At 63.4% G+C, this 19,770-nt stretch carries 15 protein-coding genes; 3 read left to right on the top strand and 12 right to left on the bottom strand.

The window, feature by feature from the left end; genetic code table 11:
- Window positions 1–17: 17 nt before the first annotated feature.
- Window positions 18–2,828: an aminomethyl-transferring glycine dehydrogenase gene (gene gcvP, locus AC1D05_RS09090; protein ID WP_477440190.1), complete on the top strand. Its 2,811-nt coding sequence runs from the start codon at window positions 18–20 to the stop codon at window positions 2,826–2,828.
- A gap of 6 nt (window positions 2,829–2,834) precedes the next feature.
- On the opposite strand, the gene AC1D05_RS09085 is transcribed toward gcvP, so the two are convergent.
- From AC1D05_RS09085 to cpaB, 11 genes are all read right to left on the bottom strand, one after another.
- Window positions 2,835–4,010, bottom strand: coding sequence for a GGDEF domain-containing protein (locus AC1D05_RS09085; protein WP_477440188.1), 1,176 nt, complete (start codon window positions 4,008–4,010; stop codon window positions 2,835–2,837).
- 175 nt (window positions 4,011–4,185) lie between these two features.
- Window positions 4,186–4,659 (bottom strand): hypothetical protein, encoded by a 474-nt coding sequence (locus tag AC1D05_RS09080; protein WP_477440186.1) that lies wholly within the window; start codon window positions 4,657–4,659, stop codon window positions 4,186–4,188.
- Between the two features lie 115 nt (window positions 4,660–4,774).
- Complete coding sequence (locus tag AC1D05_RS09075; protein WP_477440184.1) at window positions 4,775–5,875, bottom strand: acyltransferase family protein; 1,101 nt, start codon at window positions 5,873–5,875, stop codon at window positions 4,775–4,777.
- Window positions 5,876–6,033: 158 nt separating this feature from the next.
- A complete protein-coding gene (locus tag AC1D05_RS09070) occupies window positions 6,034–6,858 on the bottom strand; it encodes a PA3715 family protein (RefSeq protein WP_477440182.1) in 825 nt (274 codons plus the stop codon).
- An 89-nt stretch (window positions 6,859–6,947) separates the two neighbouring features.
- Entirely contained in the window at window positions 6,948–7,913 is a 966-nt protein-coding gene (locus AC1D05_RS09065) for a type II secretion system F family protein (RefSeq protein WP_477440180.1), read from the bottom strand.
- Between the two features lies 1 nt (window position 7,914).
- Window positions 7,915–8,880: a type II secretion system F family protein gene (locus tag AC1D05_RS09060; protein WP_477440178.1), complete on the bottom strand. Its 966-nt coding sequence runs from the start codon at window positions 8,878–8,880 to the stop codon at window positions 7,915–7,917.
- 5 nt (window positions 8,881–8,885) lie between these two features.
- On the bottom strand, window positions 8,886–10,307 hold the full coding sequence (locus AC1D05_RS09055; protein WP_477440176.1) for a CpaF family protein: 1,422 nt from the start codon (window positions 10,305–10,307) through the stop codon (window positions 8,886–8,888).
- Window positions 10,304–11,518, bottom strand: coding sequence for a CpaE/TadZ family protein (locus tag AC1D05_RS09050; RefSeq protein ID WP_477440174.1), 1,215 nt, complete (start codon window positions 11,516–11,518; stop codon window positions 10,304–10,306). Before AC1D05_RS09050 ends, AC1D05_RS09055 begins: the two co-directional genes overlap by 4 nt.
- 36 nt (window positions 11,519–11,554) lie before the next feature.
- Window positions 11,555–11,824, bottom strand: coding sequence for a hypothetical protein (locus AC1D05_RS09045; RefSeq protein ID WP_477440172.1), 270 nt, complete (start codon window positions 11,822–11,824; stop codon window positions 11,555–11,557).
- Window positions 11,825–11,828: 4 nt separating this feature from the next.
- Window positions 11,829–13,274: a type II and III secretion system protein family protein gene (locus AC1D05_RS09040; RefSeq protein WP_477440170.1), complete on the bottom strand. Its 1,446-nt coding sequence runs from the start codon at window positions 13,272–13,274 to the stop codon at window positions 11,829–11,831.
- Between the two features lie 30 nt (window positions 13,275–13,304).
- Window positions 13,305–14,237 (bottom strand): Flp pilus assembly protein CpaB, encoded by a 933-nt coding sequence (gene cpaB, locus AC1D05_RS09035; RefSeq protein WP_477440168.1) that lies wholly within the window; start codon window positions 14,235–14,237, stop codon window positions 13,305–13,307.
- 237 nt (window positions 14,238–14,474) lie between these two features.
- Between cpaB and parE the strand changes: the two genes are divergently transcribed.
- Entirely contained in the window at window positions 14,475–16,529 is a 2,055-nt protein-coding gene (gene parE, locus AC1D05_RS09030) for a DNA topoisomerase IV subunit B (RefSeq protein ID WP_477440166.1), read from the top strand.
- A 45-nt stretch (window positions 16,530–16,574) separates the two neighbouring features.
- Window positions 16,575–18,641 carry an FUSC family protein gene (locus AC1D05_RS09025; RefSeq protein ID WP_477440164.1) on the top strand — a complete coding sequence of 689 codons (2,067 nt, stop codon included), beginning with the start codon at window positions 16,575–16,577 and terminating at the stop codon, window positions 18,639–18,641.
- Here the strand turns inward: AC1D05_RS09025 and AC1D05_RS09020 are convergent.
- Window positions 18,638–19,762: a DUF2336 domain-containing protein gene (locus tag AC1D05_RS09020; RefSeq protein ID WP_477440162.1), complete on the bottom strand. Its 1,125-nt coding sequence runs from the start codon at window positions 19,760–19,762 to the stop codon at window positions 18,638–18,640. The two genes, AC1D05_RS09025 and AC1D05_RS09020, sit on opposite strands and share 4 nt — an antisense overlap.
- Window positions 19,763–19,770 lie beyond the last annotated feature (8 nt).

Below are 19,770 nucleotides of genomic sequence, written 5' to 3'. Positions count from 1 at the left end.
TACAGGACTTAAAAACGATGAGCACAGCACTTACCCCCTTTTCGGCCCGCCATATCGGTCCTGATGTCAGCGACGTCAGAGCCATGCTTGCGGTGATCGGCGTTCCCTCGGTCGAAACGCTGATCAGCCAGGCCGTGCCGCAGTCGATTCGCCTCGACGTGCCGCTGGCCCTGCCCGCGCCAGCCAGCGAGGCCGAAGCGCTGGCCGAATTGTCGGCGACCATGGCGAAAAATACGGTGCTGAAAAGCTTCATCGGCGCTGGCTATCACGGCGTCCACGTGCCGCCGGTCATCCAGCGCAATCTGTTCGAGAACCCGGCCTGGTACACGGCCTACACGCCCTATCAGGCAGAGATCAGCCAGGGCCGGCTGGAAATGCTGTTCAATTTCCAGACCCTGGTCACCGAATTGACCGGCCTGCCGGTGGCCTCGGCGTCGCTGCTCGATGAGGCGACCGCGGTCGCCGAAGCGGTCGGCATTGCGCTGCGCCACCACCGCGACAAGCGCACCAAGGTGGCGCTTGCCGGCACACCGCATCCGCAGACGCTGGATGTCGTGCGCACCCGCGCCGAGCCGCTCGGCATCGAGATCGACGGCGAGACGATCGACGACAACACCGCTGCCCTGCTCGTCTCCTGGCCCGACACCTTTGGCGTCTATGGCGACCACAAGGCGGCGATCGACAAGGCCCGCGCCACCGGCGCCATTGTCGTCTTCATCGCCGATCCGCTTGGCCTGACGCTGACCGATGCGCCGGCGAAGCTTGGCGCCGACATCGCCGTCGGTCCAATGCAGCGCTTTGGCGTGCCGATGGGCTTTGGCGGCCCGCACGCCGCCTATTGCGCTGTGTCAGACAGACTGACGCGCCTGATGCCCGGCCGCCTTGTCGGTCAGTCGACCGACAGCAAGGGCCGGCCCGGCTTCCGGCTGGCGCTGCAGACGCGCGAACAGCATATCCGCCGCGACAAGGCGACGTCCAACATCTGCACCGCGCAGGCGCTGCTCGCCAACATGGCGACGGCCTACGCCATCTGGCACGGCCCCGCCGGGCTGCAGGCGATTGCCGGGCGCATCCACGCGCTGGCCAACCGCCTGGCAAGCGGCCTCAAGGCCGCAGGCGTTTCGGTGCTGGGCGCCAGCCGCTTCGACACGGTGACGGTGGAGGCGAAGGGCAAGGCCGCGCAGATTGCCGCCGCCGCCGAAAAGACCGGCCGGCTGCTGCGCGTCATCGACGCCGACCATGTCGGCATCAGCTTCGACGAGACCTCGACAGACGCCGATCTCGACGCGATCGCGGCCCTATTCGGCGCCAAGACTGAAGCTTCAACCAGCATCACCGTGCCCGGCAAGCCGCGCGGAAAAGAGTTTCTGACCCAGCCGGTCTTCAACGAGAACAAGTCGGAAACCGACATGATGCGCTTGCTGCGCCGGCTGGCCGACAAGGACCTGGCGCTCGACCGCTCAATGATCCCGCTCGGATCCTGCACCATGAAGCTCAACGCGGCGGCCGAAATGATGCCGGTGAGCTGGCCAAGCATCGCCAATCTGCATCCCTTCGCGCCATCGGCGCACTCTGCCGGTTACCGCGCCATGATCGGCGAGCTGGAAGGCTGGCTGTCGGAAATCACCGGCTTCGACGCGGTCAGCCTGCAGCCCAATGCCGGCAGCCAGGGCGAATATGCCGGCCTGCTCGCCATCCGCGCCTACCACCGCTCGCGCGGCGAAGGCCATCGCACCGTCTGCCTGATCCCCTCCTCCGCGCATGGCACCAATCCGGCAAGTGCTGCGATGGCCGGTATGAGCGTTGTCGTCGTGCGCTGCCTGGAGGACGGCAATATCGACATGGACGATATGCGCGCCAAGGCCAACGAGCATTCAAAAAATCTCGCGGCGCTGATGTTCACCTATCCCTCGACGCACGGCGTCTACGAAGAAGGCGCGCGCCACCTCTGCGCCCTCATTCATGAGCATGGCGGCCAGGTCTATTTCGACGGCGCCAACCTCAATGCGCTGGTAGCACTTGCCCGCCCCGCCGATATCGGCGCCGACGTCTGCCACATGAACCTGCACAAGACCTTCTGCATTCCGCATGGCGGCGGCGGCCCGGGCGTCGGTCCGATCGGCGTCAAGGCGCATCTGAAGCCCTATCTGCCGGGCCATGTCACCGAAGGCTCGGCGCATGCCGTGTCGGCGGCACCCTTCGGCAGCGCCTCCATCCTGCCGATCACCTGGATGTATATCCGCATGATGGGCGCCACCGGCCTAAAGCAGGCAACGGAGACCGCCATCATCTCGGCCAACTACGTGGCGACACGGCTCGCGCCGCACTTCCCGCTGCTCTACAAGGGCCGGCACGATCGCATCGCGCATGAATGCATCCTCGACACTCGCGTGCTCAAGGAGAGCGCCGGCATCAGCGTTGATGACATCGCCAAGCGCCTGATCGACTACGGCTTCCACGCGCCGACCATGTCGTTTCCGGTTGCCGGCACGCTGATGGTCGAGCCGACGGAGTCCGAGCCCAAGCGCGAACTGGATCGCTTCTGCGAGGCGATGATCGCCATCGCCGGTGAGGCAGCCAAGGTGGCGAAGGGCGAGTGGCCGTTGGCCGACAATCCGCTGGTCAACGCACCGCACACCGCCGCGGAGGTGCTGGCCGGCCAGTGGAACCACCCCTATTCGCGCCTGGAAGCGGCCTATCCCGCCGGCGACGCCGACACGGCAGCCAAATACTGGCCGCCCGTGTCGCGCATCGACAATGTCGCCGGCGACCGCAACCTGGTCTGCTCCTGCCCGCCGCTGGAGGACTATCTGGGGGCGGCGGAGTAGCCCGCTCTACGCTGAGCGCAAGGCCGGCTTGACGGGTTCGGCCTTGCCCATCCTTTTATGGCTGATGACGCAATTTCGGCCGGCACGCTTGGCCGCGTAGAGTGCTGCGTCCGCCTCGGCCAGCACCTCGTCGAGGCTGCTGCCGTCGGCGCCGCCAAAGCCTATGCCGCCGCTGACAGTGCTGCGCAACGGACCGAGCGGGGTGGGGACGATTTCGGTGCCGAAGGCAACGCCGATCTTGCTGGCGAGATCATGCGCCCGCTCTTCCGTCATCCGCGACATGACGATCGCGAACTCCTCGCCGCCCAGGCGAAAGGCATCGACGCCAGTCCTGGCATACTTCCTGATGACGGCTGCGAAACGGCACAGAACCTGGTCTCCGACCGGGTGACCGTACACGTCGTTCGTTCTCTTGAAGTGATCGAGGTCGAACATGACGACCGCCATGAAGGGCCCGAAGGGCCGCTCGCCATAGTGCGACGTCAACCCGCGACGGTTCATCAGCCCGGTCAATGGATCGGTCATCGTCTCGGCCTTCAGCTCGATCTGCGCCTGCAGATGGTGCAGCGATAGCGTCAAGGCGCCGAGACCGGTCATGCAGGCCACCGCAACGACGGAATTCAGACGTTCGGCCCAATTGTCGGGCGCCGCGCCGAGCGTCCATTGCCCCTTGGCCATCAGAACCACGCCGCAAAGGGCAAACGACACCGCACAAGTGCCGCTCAGGAACGAAACCACCAGCAGGATCCGGCGATCGTGACTGCCATTGACCCAGAACATGGCCCCGATCGTCGACAGCAGCACGGTGACCGTCACGTAGGTGACCACGAAGCCGATACCGTCAAGGCCGACGAAGGTCACCGCCGCGCAGACAGCCATGGCGGCAAATGTCGGCACAACCGCGCGCTTGTAGTCCGGTACGCCGAGATACTGCATGGCCGAAATGCAGAGGATCAGGAAGCCCAGGCTGAGCAGCGCCAGCGCGATCTGGCAAAGCAGCGGATCAGGCTCCTTGGTGTAGCGCCAGAACAGGATCACATGCGCGACAAGCACGAGAATGCCGCACGCCACCGTCAGCACGAAACGCGCCCGCGGCGCGGTCAACCAGATGGCAAACATGGTGACGGCCAGACAAGTACCCGACAGCGCGGCCGCAAGCAGGAGCGAACTGAAATCCAGCATATCGGGCGGCGGCCTCTCGAGCGTCGGCGGTTACGCCGCATTCTAGGTTAGCGGCAGCCCTCGGACATGGTTTTCAGCCGATCTTTCGACCCAAGCTGCGTTTAGGGTTTACAAAGCGTCGATACCACCTGTCCCGAAATCGCGCCCATGATCGGCACGAGGATCAAAGCGGGCATCAACCCTTGTTGAGCAAGGCGAGGTTGGCGTTGACGACCGTGGGGTCAGCCATGCCGGCCTTCGCCTCGAGCAGCAGCGCCCTGGCCTTTTTCTTGTTGCCGCGCAGCAGTTGCGAATAGCCCATATTGTTGACGATCTGCGGTTTGCGGCCGGCGACCTTCAAGAGCTGGCCGTAGGCGCGGTCGGCAAAGTCGAAGCGGCCGAGCTCGTCATAGGAGGCGGCCAGCCCCATCCAGGCCTCCGCATTGTCGGCCTTCAGCTCGACCGCCTTGCGGAAATGCTGTTCTGCGAGACCGTAATTGGCGTCGCGAAACTGCGCCTTGCCTTGCGCCAGATCAGAGGTGTCGACGGTCTTTGCCGCCGGCGGAATGGCCGTGGTCTTGGTCGTGTCGACGTTGTTGTTCGTCGTGCACCCGGTGATCATCAAGACGGCCGCCATCGTGGCCACCGCCGCAAATTTTATCTGACGCATGCCCTGCCCCGTCGCCCGATTTGTCGGGTCGTTCTTCAGGAAGTCACGGTACAGAAAAGCGATTAAACTTCGGTGCCGAAATGCACCTAAGATTTGGTTTCAGGAATACCGGCCATTAACCATTGGTCCGCAACGCCTCAAACCCCGGCAGACGCGCTGGTTGACGCGGCTTTAGTCTCAACAGCGGCTGTTCCAGCATCCGGTAGCTCAACGTTGCCAGCAGAATGCAGTGCGCCAGGCCCGCCAGGCAGGTCGTGGTGTAGGTTTCCGGAATACGGACCAACCCCAGCAGGACCTTGCCTTCCTCAAATGACCAGGGGTGGAAAACATAGAGGCCGAAGGAAATCGTTCCAAGATACGCCAATGGCGGCCAGCGCAGCACGCTGGCGACGTTTTTCGCATACAGCGCCAAATGCAGCAGCGAACCAGCAAAAATGCCCGCCAGGAGAAAGACGTAGACCGGCCCGCCGGGAATCTGGTCATGAGGAAGGACGACCAGTCCGATGCCGCTTGCCAGGAATGCAGTGGCGACCATCGGCAGAGGGAATTTTCTGGTCAGGCCCATGGCGATGAGAATCCCGACGATCGTCGATTCGGGCCTCAGAAGCGGTGTCATATAGATCATCTGAAAGGACAGCCCGCTCAGGACGAATGCCGCTCGCCCAAGCAGGCACAAGGGCAGAATGCCAAGCAGGCCGGTGGCAAGGGCGCGCTGGCCGACCTTGAGGTACATGAGAAACAAAAAGGGCAAAAACAGATAGATCTGGAATTCATAGCATAGCGACCAGAGCTGGCCCGTGTATCTGAGCGACCATCCGACCTCCGGAAACCAGTAGATATAGTTGCCGACAAACGAGACCACACCGAGAAGCCATCCGTAGGCGGCAGAATTGTCGGCGCCGTAGATGAGCAGCATCGCAAGCGGGAAAAGCACCATCAACGGATAGATGCGCAACAGCCTTCGCACGAAGAATTGCGAGATGGAAATTGTTCCTGTTCGTACCTGTTCCTGCTCGAACAGCCGAAAGAGCAGGAAGCTGGACAGGGCAAAGAATACTTCGACCCCAACCCACCCCTGGGTCTGGATCATGACAAGTGTGGTATAATCGGCAGGCGCCTTGAAATGGGAAAAAAACACCATTGCGAACGCCAGACATCTCAAGCCATCAAGCTGGTCGGTTCGAAGTTCGCCAATGTTGCTTCTCGAAGGCGACATGTTTCAGGACCTGAGATGGATTCACGAACGAAGCACGCCAACCGGCAAAGTGAAGCGCCAACAGTTGGTAGCTAACACAAGTTCGATAACTAACCTTTACATTGGGCTGAGACAGCCGGGCGGTCAGGACGTCTCAAATCTCAGCGCAAGCGGCGCTCTCACGGCGTGTCCAGGACCTTGAGCGCGACTGGGACCGGATAGCGGCTGCCGTCAAAGCGCAGCCGGTAGGTTCGGCTCACCGACTTGCCGGGATGCGACTGGCACTCGCCATCCTTGTCGGGAGCCGGCTCGTCGGTATCCTTGCGCTCGACCGCGATGATGTCGTGGTAGCCGCGATGGATCGTCGGGCTCATCGCCAGGCTGACCCGGCTGGAATGAAAGGATCCCGCGCAGCTGGTGTCGCCTTCGCCGCCAAAGCCGGCCACGACGAGGCCGTCGAGCACCACGTGCAGCGCATTGCCTGTTATGGCGTAGAGCCGCAGGTCGGTTTCGTTGAAGGGATTGGGCTGCGAATGGTTGGCCATGTCGATACGCACGCCGAAGGCGGTGACGCCGGGCGCCAGCCCATAACGGCCGGTATCGAATTCGATGCCGCGGATGGCGATGGCATCGTCATTCATCAATCCGGGCTGGAGCAGGCGCTGGCGCACCTGCAGGGTCTTCCTGTCGACGACCAGAAGCTCGATGTCGCCAAAATGCTCGCCGTCGCTGGACTTGGCGCTGTCGATCAGCGGCACCGCAACCAGCAGCAGATCGTCATGGGCAGGCCAGACCTTGCAGACCAGGCCCGGCGTAAGGTCCTGCGGGACCGCCAGCGCAATGCTGGTATGGGGTTCGAGCGTAAAGGAGCCGCCGTCGGCGCTTTTCTGAACCTTGGGATAGGCCTGCCGCAACAGCGCGACAGCATCGCCGCAATCGTCGGCCATGGCCCAGGTGGGCCACAGGGCAGCGGCGAGAGCGACGGCACACAACACTATTCGCATGGGGTTCTCCCGTCGGAGGACCGCGTTCAGGAATTGAACGCAGAAAGCCTGTCACTTGCAGGTCGACCTCACCTGAATACCAGTACAGCTTAGTGGTGACCCGTCATTTTGACGATGATCGGAATGATCGCGATCATCAGCACCACCGGCAGGATGCACACCGTCACCGGTATCGACATCTTGGCCGGCAGTGCGTGCGCCTTTTCCTCCGCCAGCGACATGCGCTTGTGGCGCATTTCGTCGGAGAAGACGCGCAGCGCGCCCGACAGGCTGGTGCCGAGTTCTTTCGACTGTTGCAACAGCGTGGCGAAGGAGCGGACCTCGTCCAGGCTGAGGCGGTCGGCGAGTGCCTTCAGCGCGTCGTCGAGGCTGCGCCCGGCCCGCAGTTCCAGCGACACCAGCTGCAGGTTCTGGCTGAGCGCGGGATAGGTCTTGGCGAGTTCCTTCGAAACGCGCTCGATGCCGGCCTCCATGCTCATGCCGGCGTCCGAGCAGACGATCATCAGATCCATGAAATCGGGAAAGCCGTTGCGGTATTCGCGCATCTTTTCCCGCACCTTCTGGGTCAGCACCAGGCCAGGCAGGAAATAGCCGGCAACGCCCGACAGGATGACGAACGCCCAGCGGCTGGTCATCGTTGCTTCGGCACTGGCCAGCCACTGGTTGAGGACAAAGGCGCCGATCGCGCCGACGACCAGCGCCGAGAAGCGTATGATGAAGAACGTGCCGACGGCACGCGGCTCCATATAGCCGGCCTGGATCAGCTTCATGCGCAGCCGGGCGACATTTTCCGGATCGCTCCTGGCGTAGAATTCCTGCGCCCGCTTCACCGCCTTCTCGCGCACGACGTTGGTGTTCTTCTTCTGCAGCGGCTCGGCCTTCGCGGCCACGGCGCCATGGTCGACCTTGAGCCGGCGCTTCACGTCGTTGCGGTCGCCCTTCGCCATGACCATCGGCCAGGCGACCGCAATGGAGCCCAGGGCCAACAGCAGGATGGCCACCGGCATCAGGGAGGTCGGTGCAAGCGAGGCGAGGAATTCGATGAGGCCCTGCATGTCAGAACCTGAAATTCGACATTTTGAACATCATCAGATTGCCCAGCATCAGCCAGGTCACCGACCCGCCGATCAGATACCAGGTCTTCGGCTCGTCCCAGACATCGCGGTAGAAGCCCGGCATCAGCGCCATGATGGCGGCAAACAGCAGCGCCGGTATCGCCGTCAGGATGTAGGCCGACATGCGGCCTTCGGTCGAAATGGCGCGCACCTTGCGGCGCAGCTTGCCGCGCTCGCGTATCGTCAACGCCAGGCCGTCGAGAATCTCGCGCAGATTGCCGCCCGAACTGGACTGGATCGAGACGGCGGTGATGAACAGCGGCAGATCCTCATGGCCAACCCTGTCGAACAGCGAATTCAACGCCGAGACCAGATCGGAACCATAGGTGACCTCATCGGCGATGACGCCGAATTCGGTGCCGATCGGATCGGGCATCTCGCGCGACACCATGGCAATGGCCACCGGCACGGGGTGACCGGCCTTGAGGCCGCGCGTGATCAGCTCCAATGCCTCGGGCAGTTGCATGCCGAAGCGCTTGAGCCGGCGCTTGCGCTTGAAGCGCATCACCATCACCGGCACCAGCGGCATCAGCACGACGAACAGCAGAAGCCCCATCAGCAGCGGCAAGCCATACCAGATGGCGACCAGGGTCATGCCCATCGCCACGCCCGAGGTGATCATCAGGAATTTCGGCAGCGGCATGATCATGCCAGATTGCGTGCGCAGCGCGCGGAACCGGTCCGGCGAGAACAGCGAGGTGCCTGCGTCGAGCCCGCGCTCCTTGCGCAGCTGGATCAGCACCTGTTCCTGGCTGATCTTGTTTTCCTGCAGCTTCATGCGCCGGTTGATGGCGGTGCGCTTGTCGCTGCGGCCGGCATAGAGGAGATAGCAGGCCTCGGCGATCATGATGCCGGTGAGTGCCGCTCCGGCATAGACGACATAGATTACGCTCAGCCCGTCGAACACCTGGCTTACTCCTGCGGCCGGCCGGGTTCGAAATATCGCCCGGGAAACTCGATGCCCATGGCGCGCAGATCCTCCAGGAAGCGCGGCCGTATGCCCGTCGCCTCGAAATAGCCGAGAATGCCGCCATCGGCATCCATGCCGGTGCGCACGAAGCGGAAGATCTCCTGCATCTGGATGACGTCGCCTTCCATGCCGGTCACCTCGGCAACGCTTGTCACCTTGCGCTTGCCGTCGGAAAGCCGGGTCAGCTGGACGATGATGTCGATGGCGCTGGCGATCTGGCTGCGGATCGACTGCACCGTCATCGGCATGCCGGTCATGCCCAGCATCTGTTCGAGGCGCGAAATGGCATCGCGCGGCGTGTTGGCGTGGATGGTCGCCATCGACCCTTCGTGGCCGGTGTTCATCGCCTGCAGCATGTCGAAAGCCTCCTCGCCGCGGCACTCGCCGAGGATGACGCGGTCGGGGCGCATGCGCAGCGCGTTCTTGACGAGATCGCGCTGCTTCAGTTCGCCATGGCCCTCTATGTTGGCCGGGCGCGTCTCCATGCGCGCGACATGCGGCTGCTGCAGCTGCAGTTCGGCCGCGTCCTCGATGGTGATCAAGCGCTCGTCTTCGGGAATGAAGGCCGACAGCGCGTTGAGCATCGTCGTCTTGCCGGTGCCGGTACCGCCCGAGATGATCGTCGTCTTGCGGGCGTGCACGGCAGCCGCCAGCACTTCGGCCATGTTCTGGGTGATGGCGCCGAATTCGACCAGTCTGTGCAGGCCAAGCTTGTTCTTGGAGAATTTGCGGATCGACACCAGCGGCCCGTCGACGGCCACCGGGCGGATGGCCGCGTTGAAGCGCGAGCCGTCCAGCATGCGGGCATCGACCATCGGCTGCGATTCGTCGACCCGGCGGCCAACCGCGGCGACGATCTTGTTGACGATTCTGAGCAGATGGGCCTCATCCTTGAACGGGATATGGACCTTCTGCAGCTTGCCCTTCTTTTCGATGAAGCAGTTCTCGTGGCCGTTGATCAGGATATCGTTGATGTCGGGATCCTTGAGCAGCGGCTCGAGCGGACCGAGACCGACCATCTCGTCGACGATGTCGTCGACCAGCGCTTCGAGTTCGACGGTGTTGATCGCCATCCGCTCCTGGCGGGTTTTTTCCGAAACGAAATCATGGACTTGCCGGCGCATCTCCTCCTTGGGCAAACGCTCCAGCGCAACGAGATTGATTTCTTCCAGCAGCATCCGGTGGATGCGCACGCGCGCATCGAGCACCTTGTTGGCGCTCTTTGCCGGTGCGATGTCCGGCTTTACCGACAAAGCCTTTCGGTTGGTCGGGATGACGACCGCATGATGCGCCACCGGGGTTGTATCAGCCGGACGGAGCGGGCGCGCGTCGCGGTTCTGCAGGGTGGAAAAACGACTGGTCATCCGGCCTTCCTCTTCAACAGACCCTTGCCGAAGCTGAACAGCGACTTCGACTTGACCCCGGTCGCGACCGCCTCTTCCGGAAGGATGATCTTCTTCAGGTCGTTGATGACATTGGCGTTCGGGTCGATCTCGTGCAGCGGTACGCCGCGATCGACCGCCTCGCGCACCAGCCGGTAATTGTTGGCGATGCCGCCGACGAAATGTTCGCCGAGGATCTCCTGGACGTCCGCCTGCTTGATGCCGTTGTCGAACATCTTCTGCTCGAAACGGTTGACGATGACGTTCGGCTTCACTTCCTTGCCAGCGGTCTCATAGACCGCCTGGATCAGCCTCTGCGTGTGGCGCAGGCACGGCACCGTCATCTCGGCGACGATATAGAGCTTGTTGGAGCCGAGCAGCACGGTCTCTGTCCAGGGAAACCAGGTGCGCGGCATGTCGATGACGACATTGTCGAAATAGGCCGAAACGAGGTCCAGCATGCGCACCACGACATCGGTCTTGAACGAACGCATCTCCGAGGGATGCGTCGGTGCCGCCAGCACGCAAAGTCCGCTGGCATGCTTGGACAGCATCACGTCGAGCAATTGCCGGTCGAGGCGTTCGGGCTGGTTCTCGATCTCGGTGATGTCGAAACGCGGCTCGAGGTCGAGATATTCGGCACAGGCGCCCTGCTGGAAATTGAGGTCGACCACGCAGGTCGAGGCGCCGCGCGTCACCGAGTGATGCAGCTGGAAGGCGGTCTGCAGCGCCAGCGTCGTGGTGCCGACGCCGCCGGCGGCCGGCATGAAGGTGTAGATCTGCGACTCGGTGTTTTCCTCACGCCCCGGCCCTTGCAGCGCCCGCACCACCGAGCGCACCAAATCGGCCGTGGTGATCGGCTTGACCAGGAAGTCCGCGACCTTGAGCTGCACCAGGATGCGCACGGCGGCGGCGTTGAACTCCTGGGTGACCACGACCACGGGCGCCTTGCCCTCCAGCCGGCGCATGATGCGCTGCAGCGACTCGACCTCCTCCAGCTTCGCCGCGTCCATGTCGACGATGATGGCGCCGAAGTCGGTCTCCTGGATCTCGCCACGCAACTCCGAGACACTCTTCTCCACCGCCGAAAGCTGGATGATCTCGGAGGCGGCGAATGCGGTCCGCGTGTCCTGCACGAAGGTCCTGTCCGTCGATACAAGCAGGATCTTCTTGGTCTTGATGCCGTTAGCCATTTTTTGTCAGCCTGTGGGCTTGATCGCCCGTTGGGGTCAGTTGCCCGCGGTCGCCTGAGATGCCTTCGAAGCGGCGGCCTGATCGGGCGTGACAGGTCCGGCGTCGCCGCGCTTGGCAGGTACGAGAAGCCTCGTATTCTGGACGCCGTATTTCCACGGATCGACCATCTGCATGACGGTGTTGGCGGCCTGCGCGTTGCCTGGGCCGGTCGTCACCCCTTCGCTGCGCGTGTAATCGTCGCTGGTGCAGCCGCCGGCCAGACCGGCAAGAAGCAAGGCGATGCTCGATTTCAGGACCAGTCGCATGGCTTCAGTCCTTCGGCAGGTCGAGGAAGTGCCCGACCGTGGTGGCGGGAGCGGTTCGTGCGGCGCTGCCATCGGCCATCGCCAGCGCGCGACCGCTGTCCGACGTCTTCACTTCCTCGGTGTTGTTGAGGAAGTAGTCGACATTGCTGGCCGGCTGCGAACCATCGGTCGGCTCGGCCATTTTCTTCGACGGATCGACCGGCTTGACCAGATAGGGCGTGACGAGGATGACCAGGTCGGTCTCGCGCCGCTGGTAGGATTTCGACGAGAACAGCGATCCAAGGACGGGCATCTTGCCGAGGCCGGGCACGCGCGACGTGGTGATGTCGTTTTGCGACTGCAATAGCCCTGCGATCATGAAGCTCTGGCCGTTCTTCAGGTCGACCGAAGTCTTGGCACGGCGCACGGTGAAGCCCGGCACCGAAATGTTGCCGATGTTGTAGGACGCCGAAGCATCGATCGAAGAGACTTCCGGTGCGATGTCGAGGCTGACCAGCCCGCCCTTGAGCACGGTCGGCGTGAAATCCAGGCTGACGCCGTATTTCTTGTAGGTAACGGAGATCTTGCCATTGTCCTCCGAAACCGGGATCGGGAATTCGCCGCCGGCGAGAAAGCTCGCCGTCTCACCGGAGCGGGCGATCAGGTTGGGTTCGGCCAGCATGCGGGCCAGGCCGCGCTCCTCCAGCGCCTTGACGGCGACGTCGATCGAGAGGCCATTGGACAGCAGCCGGCCGATGATCTCGCCGGTTCCGGCCGCCGTCACCGAGCCCGGGTCGAGCGTAACATCGCGTCCGCCGAAGCCATAGGCGAAATTGGCGCTGTATTTCGCACCCAGATCCTGCCCTGCCTGACGGTTGATCTCGACGAAGCGGACATTGAGCTGGACCTGCTGCGACGACGAGATGTTGACCGAGTTGATCACCTCCTCATTGCCGGAAAAGCGGGTGGCGATCTTGTTTGCTTTCTCGGCGGCGACCGCGTCATCCGCCTCGCCCGACAGCACCACACGGCCATTGGCGGAGCCGACCTTGATCTTGGCGTCCGGCACGCTGGCGCGGATGGTGCTGGCCAGCTGATCAGTGTCGAGCGTCACTTCGATATCCACCGTGCCGACAAGCTGCTTTTTGTCGTCGAACAGCGCAATGCCGGTGGTGCCGAGATTGTTGCCGAGCACATAGAAGGATTTGTCGGTCAGTGGATTGACGTTGGCGATCTCCGGATCGCCGATGACGATCTGGTAGAAAGCGGCACTCGTTATGATCGTCTTGGGCTTGCCCTTGGCAACCTTGATCGACGCATTCTTGGTCGCCGAAACATAGACGATGTCATTGTCCGCCTTGGCCGCGCCGGGCATGGCGAGCATGCCACTCGCCGCCAGAGCAACCGCCATTGCCAGCGTGCGCACGAAGCGCGACCGGCCTGTCATTCGATAGAGGGTACGCATCAACATTGCCCTGTCCCGTCCGGTCCCCACCGGCCTTTACTTCTGGTTCTGGTCCCGCGCAGGAACCTGATATTCCTCGGCCTTCGTGCCGCGCGTCACGATGACCGTCTTGAATTTCGGCTTCTCCGGCTCCTTGGTCATCGCATCGAACAGCGAGCCGGCCGCGGCCTGAGCCTTGGCCGCCACCGATCCACCGAAGGAAGAGATGGTGGTGACGCCGTTGTTGCCGTCGCCGCCTTCGCTGGAGGAGCGCAGCGACAGCGACAGCGTGCCGACGGTGCGGGCAAGCGCCACTTTCTGCGCGCCCTCGGTCGTCACCTCGATGGTCACGGAATTGGTCACCTGCGGCGTCGTCTGGCGCACGTCGGCGCCCTGGCCGACGCTCAACACCTTGGCATCGGCGACGACGATCTCGGAAGTGATGGTGGAACCGGCGGCGCCTTGCGCGTTCTTAGCGACTTCCTGGATTTCGCCGGCATCGCGCGTCAGCACGACATCGACGCGGTCGCCCGGCGTCACGAAGCCGCCGACACCGGCGATCTCGTCGGTGCGGATGGTGACTGCCCGCATTCCGGGCGTCATCATGTTGGAGAGCGTCGCGCGGCCGTTCGGACCCGACAGCTTGCTGAGCAGCACCGGTTCGTTGACCTCGATCGGCGACAGCACCACGCGGCTGCCTTCGCCAAGCAACCCATCGATGGTGGGAAATGCCCCTTGCGGCAGCGAATCCTGCGGCCACGGGATTTCGCTCAGCTTGGCGCGGTCGAGTTCCATGCCGTAGCGCAACGGCGCGTTCGCCACCACGATGGTCTTGAACTCGATCCTGGGCGGTGCCGGAGCAGCGATCGATGCCGTCTTCTCCTCGGCGTCGGGCCTGGCCTGGCTCTTGACCCAGAAATCCGCGGCAAAGATCGAGATCGCGCCGAAAACGGCGGCGATGCCGATCATCGTTATGGCCTTGCCCCTCACGCCGAAACCCCTGATGCCCGCAGTTTCTTATTATGTTGGGCTCACGCTAGGCCGCATTGTTAAAGAATCAGGAATCTTGTGCGGCTGCATTCGACGTATTTCCGCCCGCTTGGTTATCGAATGGTTTTAGGATAAGACGGGTCAAATCCCCGAACGTAACAGGAACCTCCGTCGCTTGGCGCCGCAAAGCGTGGCAGTATCGACGGGTGATTCGCAGCATCGGACCCGATGGCAGGCATGGACGACAACAACGATCTCTTCGGCAATATGGACAAGCAGCCACAGCCGGTTCGCACACCCGCGCGCCCGGCGGACCCGCTGGTGCAGGCCGCCAAACGTCCGGCCGCGACCAAGGATGGCAGCGAGGGCTATAGCGCCGCCGACATCGAGGTGCTCGAAGGCCTGGAGCCGGTGCGCCGCCGGCCGGGCATGTATATTGGCGGCACCGACGACAAGGCGATGCACCATCTGTTCGCCGAGGTCATCGACAATTCGATGGACGAGGCGGTCGCCGGCCACGCCACCTTCATCGATGTCGAGCTCTCGGCCGACGGCTATCTGGCAGTCACCGACAATGGCCGCGGCATTCCGGTCGACCCGCATCCGAAATTCAAGAAGCCGGCGCTCGAAGTCATCATGACGACGCTGCATTCGGGCGGCAAGTTCGACTCCAAGGTCTACGAGACCTCGGGCGGCTTGCATGGCGTCGGTGTGTCGGTGGTCAACGCGCTGTCGGATCATCTCGAGGTCGAGGTCGCACGTGGCCGCCAGCTCTATCGCCAGCGCTTTTCGCGCGGCGTCCCGGTGACCGGCCTGGAGCACCTCGGCGAGGTCCATAACCGGCGCGGAACAAAAATCCGCTTCCATCCCGACGAGCAGATTTTCGGCAAGGGCGCGGCCTTCGAACCGGCGCGGCTCTACCGCATGACGCGTTCGAAGGCCTATCTGTTCGGTGGCGTCGAGATCCGCTGGACCTGCGATCCCTCGCTGATCAAGGAAAAGGACCAGACGCCGGCCAAAGCGGAATTCCATTTCCCCGGCGGCCTCAAGGATTATCTCAAAGCATCGCTCGGCGACGACTTCCAGGTGACGCGCGAAATCTTCGCCGGAAAAAGCGAAAAACAAGGCGGCCATGGCTCGCTCGAATGGGCGGTGACCTGGTTCGGCGGCGACGGCTTCATCAATTCCTACTGCAACACCATCCCGACCGGTGAAGGCGGCACGCACGAAGCCGGTTTCCGCAACGTGCTGACGCGCGGTCTGCGCGCCTATGCCGATCTTGTCGGCAACAAGCGCGCCTCGATCGTCACCTCGGAAGACGTCATGATCTCGGCGGCGGGCATGCTGTCTGTGTTCATCCGCGAACCGGAATTCGTCGGCCAGACCAAGGACAGGCTGGCGACGATCGAGGCCATTCGCATTGTCGAGACCGCGATTCGCGATCCGTTCGACCATTGGCTGGCCGACAATCCGCAGGAAGCCTCGAAGCTGCTTGAATGGGTGATCGCGCGCGCCGACGAGCGGGTGCGCCGGCGCCAGGAAAAGGAAGTGTCGCGCAAGAGCGCGGTGCGCAAATTGCGCCTGCCGGGCAAGCTCGCCGACTGCACGCAGAACGCCGCGGCCGGCGCCGAACTCTTCATCGTCGAAGGTGACTCGGCCGGCGGCTCGGCCAAGCAGGCGCGCGACCGCGCCAGCCAGGCCGTGTTGCCACTGCGCGGAAAAATCCTCAACGTCGCCAGTGCCGGCAATGACAAGCTGGCCGCCAACCAGCAGATATCGGATCTGATCCAGGCGCTCGGCTGCGGCACGCGCTCAAAGTACCGCGACGAGGATTTGCGCTACGACCGCGTCATCATCATGACCGACGCCGACGTCGACGGCGCCCACATCGCCTCACTGCTGATCACCTTCTTCTACCAGGAGATGCCGGGGCTGGTGCGTGGCGGCCATCTCTATCTGGCGGTGCCGCCGCTTTACTCGATCCGACAAGGCGGCAAGGTCGCGTATGCCCGTGACGATGCACACAAGGACGAGCTTTTGCGCACCGAGTTCACCGGGCGCGGCAAGGTCGAGCTTGGCCGTTTCAAGGGTCTGGGCGAGATGATGGCCGCGCAGCTCAAGGAGACCACCATGGACCCGAGGAAGCGCACGCTGCTGAGGGTCGATGTGAACGAAATCGATTCAGCCACCAAGGACAGGGTCGATGAGCTGATGGGCACCAAGCCGGAAGCTCGCTTCCGCTTTATCCAGGAACGCGCCGAATTCGCAGCGACGGAAGTGCTGGATATCTAGCTACCCGCCGGTCCATAACAGGCTCAGCTTGCGGAGATAAGCAATGTGACCTGGGCACGGCTGAAAGCCTATTTCGAGACGAGCTTGGCCGGGCTGACACAGCCGACGCGCTCGGACTGGATTTTCGCCCTGCGCACCGTTTCGGCCGGCCTGATCGCGCTGCTGGCCGCCTACGCGCTGAAGCTCGACCACCCGCAATGGGCGATGATGACGGTGTTCATCGTTGCCCAGCCCGTCGCTGGCATGGTGCTGGCGAAGGGCTTCTACCGGTTGCTCGGCACTCTGGCCGGCGGCGTCGCGGCGATCGGCATCACCACGGTGTTCGGCACCAACCCATGGGTGCTGGTGACCGTGCTTGCCGTCTGGATCGGCATTTGCACCTTTGTCTCGTCACTGCTGCGCAATCCCGAAGCGTATGGTGCCGCCCTTGCCGGCTACACCGCGATGATCATCGGCCTGCCGGCCTTCGGACAACCACACCTCGTCGTCGACCTCGCGGTCGCGCGCTGTGCGGAGATCGTGCTCGGCATTGTCTGCGCCGGGCTGACCAGCCGGCTGATCCTGCCAAAACTGGCCAGCGACGCCATCATCTCGCGGCTGAAACGCTGCATTCTCGACCTGGCCACCTATGCCGCAGGCGCCTTCTCCGGAGGTGATGCAGCGACGCTTTCCACACTGCATCGTAAACTCGTCGCGGACACCCAGACACTGGGCGAAATGCGCGCTTATGCCAGGCTGGAAGCGCCGAGCTTCGCGCCGCGTGCCCACCCGGTGCGGCGCACCATTGGACAATTGCTCTCGGCCCTGTCAGCGGCGCGGGCGCTGCATTCGCACGCCGCTCCGAAAAACGCCGCGCTTATCCCGGTGCGTTCGGAATTGCACGCCCTTGTCACCGAATTGGCAGCAAAGCCCGTCGCACTGGACGATACGGCCCCCTGGGTGACACGGCTCGACGCGATCTCGGTCAAGGCTCGGCAAATTCCCGATGTCTCGGTCGACCAAGGTGACGACAGGGTCGGCACCATCACCCGTCTCACCATCGCCGCCGATTTCGCCGAGGCTTTCAAGCAGGTGCTGCGTGGTCTCGACGCCTTGCGCGCACCCGTCACGCGCCCGATCCGCGGCAGCAGGCAGCCTGCTTTGGTGGTCCACCGCGATTACCCCGGCGCATCGCGCAATGCGGTGCGCGCTGCGCTTGCCACCTTGCTGGTCGCGGCCTTCTGGTTGACGACGAAATGGTCCGAGGCGGCGGGCACGGTCATTCTCGTTGCCGTGGTATCCAGCCTTTTCGCCGCTCGCCCCGATCCGGTGCAGGTGTCCTGGGGCTTCTTCAAGGGAACGCTTCTGGCTTTGCCCTTTGCCTTTCTGGTCGGCCAGATCGCGATGCCTGCCCTGCCCGGCTTCGGCTGGTTCGTCTTGTTTGTCGTGCCGATCCTGGTGCCAACGGCGCTGGGCATGGCCAATCCGCGCTATGTCGGCGTGGCCACGGCCTTCGCCATCAACTTCCTTGCGTTCCTCAGCCCGCATCAGGCGATGACCTACGATCCTGGCCCATTCTTCGCCGGCTCGGCGTCGGTGCTGGTTGGTATCCTGCTGGCGATCGGCGTCTTCATTGTCGTGTTACCCGCCGATCCGTGGCTGGCGGCAAACCGGATCGTGCGCGCCATGCGCGAGGATCTGGCGCGGCTTTGCCTGCACGAGCGCGTGCCGAAGCGTTCGGCCTTCGAGAGCCTCGCCTATGACCGCATCAACCAGCTAATGCCACTGGTGCAGAATTCCGGCAGGAAGGGCGATGCGGTCCTGGGTGGCGGCGTCGCCGCCGTCACGGTCGGCCTGGAGATCCTGCGGCTGCGCGAGGCGCAACAGGCGCATGCCGTTCCGTCCGAAACCGCGCTTTCGATCGCCAATTTCCTGAGGGGATTGGCACGCGAACTGCTCTTCCGCGCCCCTGGCGACCCGCAGACAGCGACCGTCGCCGTCGCTCGCCAATATGCGACGACCATCGCCCAGCGAAACGCCTCCGGCGACATGCTGCAGATCGCGGCGTCATTGCGCATTGTCGCCGCCGCGATAGAAGATTTTCCGGATTTTTTCGCGAGGGATAAGGGCTAAGCCGCCGCGATCGCCAGCGCGTGCCCACGCGCGTTCTCGCGCAGCGCATCGAGATGGATCGACTTGATCAGGGCGGCAAGATCGCCTTCGGCGGATTGCCCGCCCACCTCTTTCAGCATCAGCCAACTGACTTCCTGCACGCCGGCGACGCGCTTGCCATTGGCGACCTCGCGCCAGATTTTCAGCGCGCGCAGGATGATGGCATGGGTGGCAGCAGCCAAGCCGGCGCTGCGGAACAGCGCCTGCAAGGCGACATCGTGCCCGCCGGCGAGCAGCGTCCTTACCCGCGGCTCGGATTGCTGGCTGAGCGCGACCAGCGTGGAGCCAAAGAAATCGACCTTGCCATGCGCGATGGTGCGGATGAGGAAGCTTGCGGTGAGATCGCCGCGCAGCCTGAGATGCTCGATCAGCGCCGAATGTTCTTCCTGGCGCGTGCCCTCGATCAGCGTCACCGAGGCCTTGACGCAAGCATCGCGCATGACGCGGTCGGCCCGTGCGGCGCCCATCAATGCCATGACCAGCGGCGATGTCTTCAATGTCTCACCGAGCTTGATAAGGAGCATGTGCCGGCAGTCGGCAGGCAGCCTGATATCCGATATCAATGCCTCGCGCACCAGCGGCAAATGCCCATGGCGTTCGGCCATACGGCGGAAGCTCAGCGAAGCAATGTCGGCACCGCTATTGGCCAGCAGCACGGCGCAGGCTTCCGCCTCGCCGATCTCGGCGATGGCGGCCGACAGTGCCATCGAGACAAGCGGACGGTCGGCGATCAGCTTCTGCGTTGCCTTCTGGCTCGACGCCACGCGGTTGATCAGGTCGGCATCGGTGAGCAGCGGCGAGCGCGCCAGCACGACACCGGCGACTTCCGGCTGGTCCGAGGCCAGTGCACTGATGATCTGCAGCGGCGCGTGGTGGCTCATCGAGAGCGCTTCGGCCATCGCCAGCCGCACTTTCGACGAGGCATCGTCGAGCAGCAGCGTCAGCGCCGCTTCGGCGGCGCAGCGGTCCTCGAACGGCAATTCGGAATTGACATAGGCCCGGGCCAGCGCATTAGCCGCGGCGGCGCGCTCGGACACCCTTGCCGTGTAGATCCACTTCAGGAAATGCGAAACAACAACCATGCCCGTCT

This window comes from Mesorhizobium sp. P2_E9, assembly GCF_056403815.1.
This window is presented reverse-complemented; position numbering and strand designations above follow the sequence as displayed.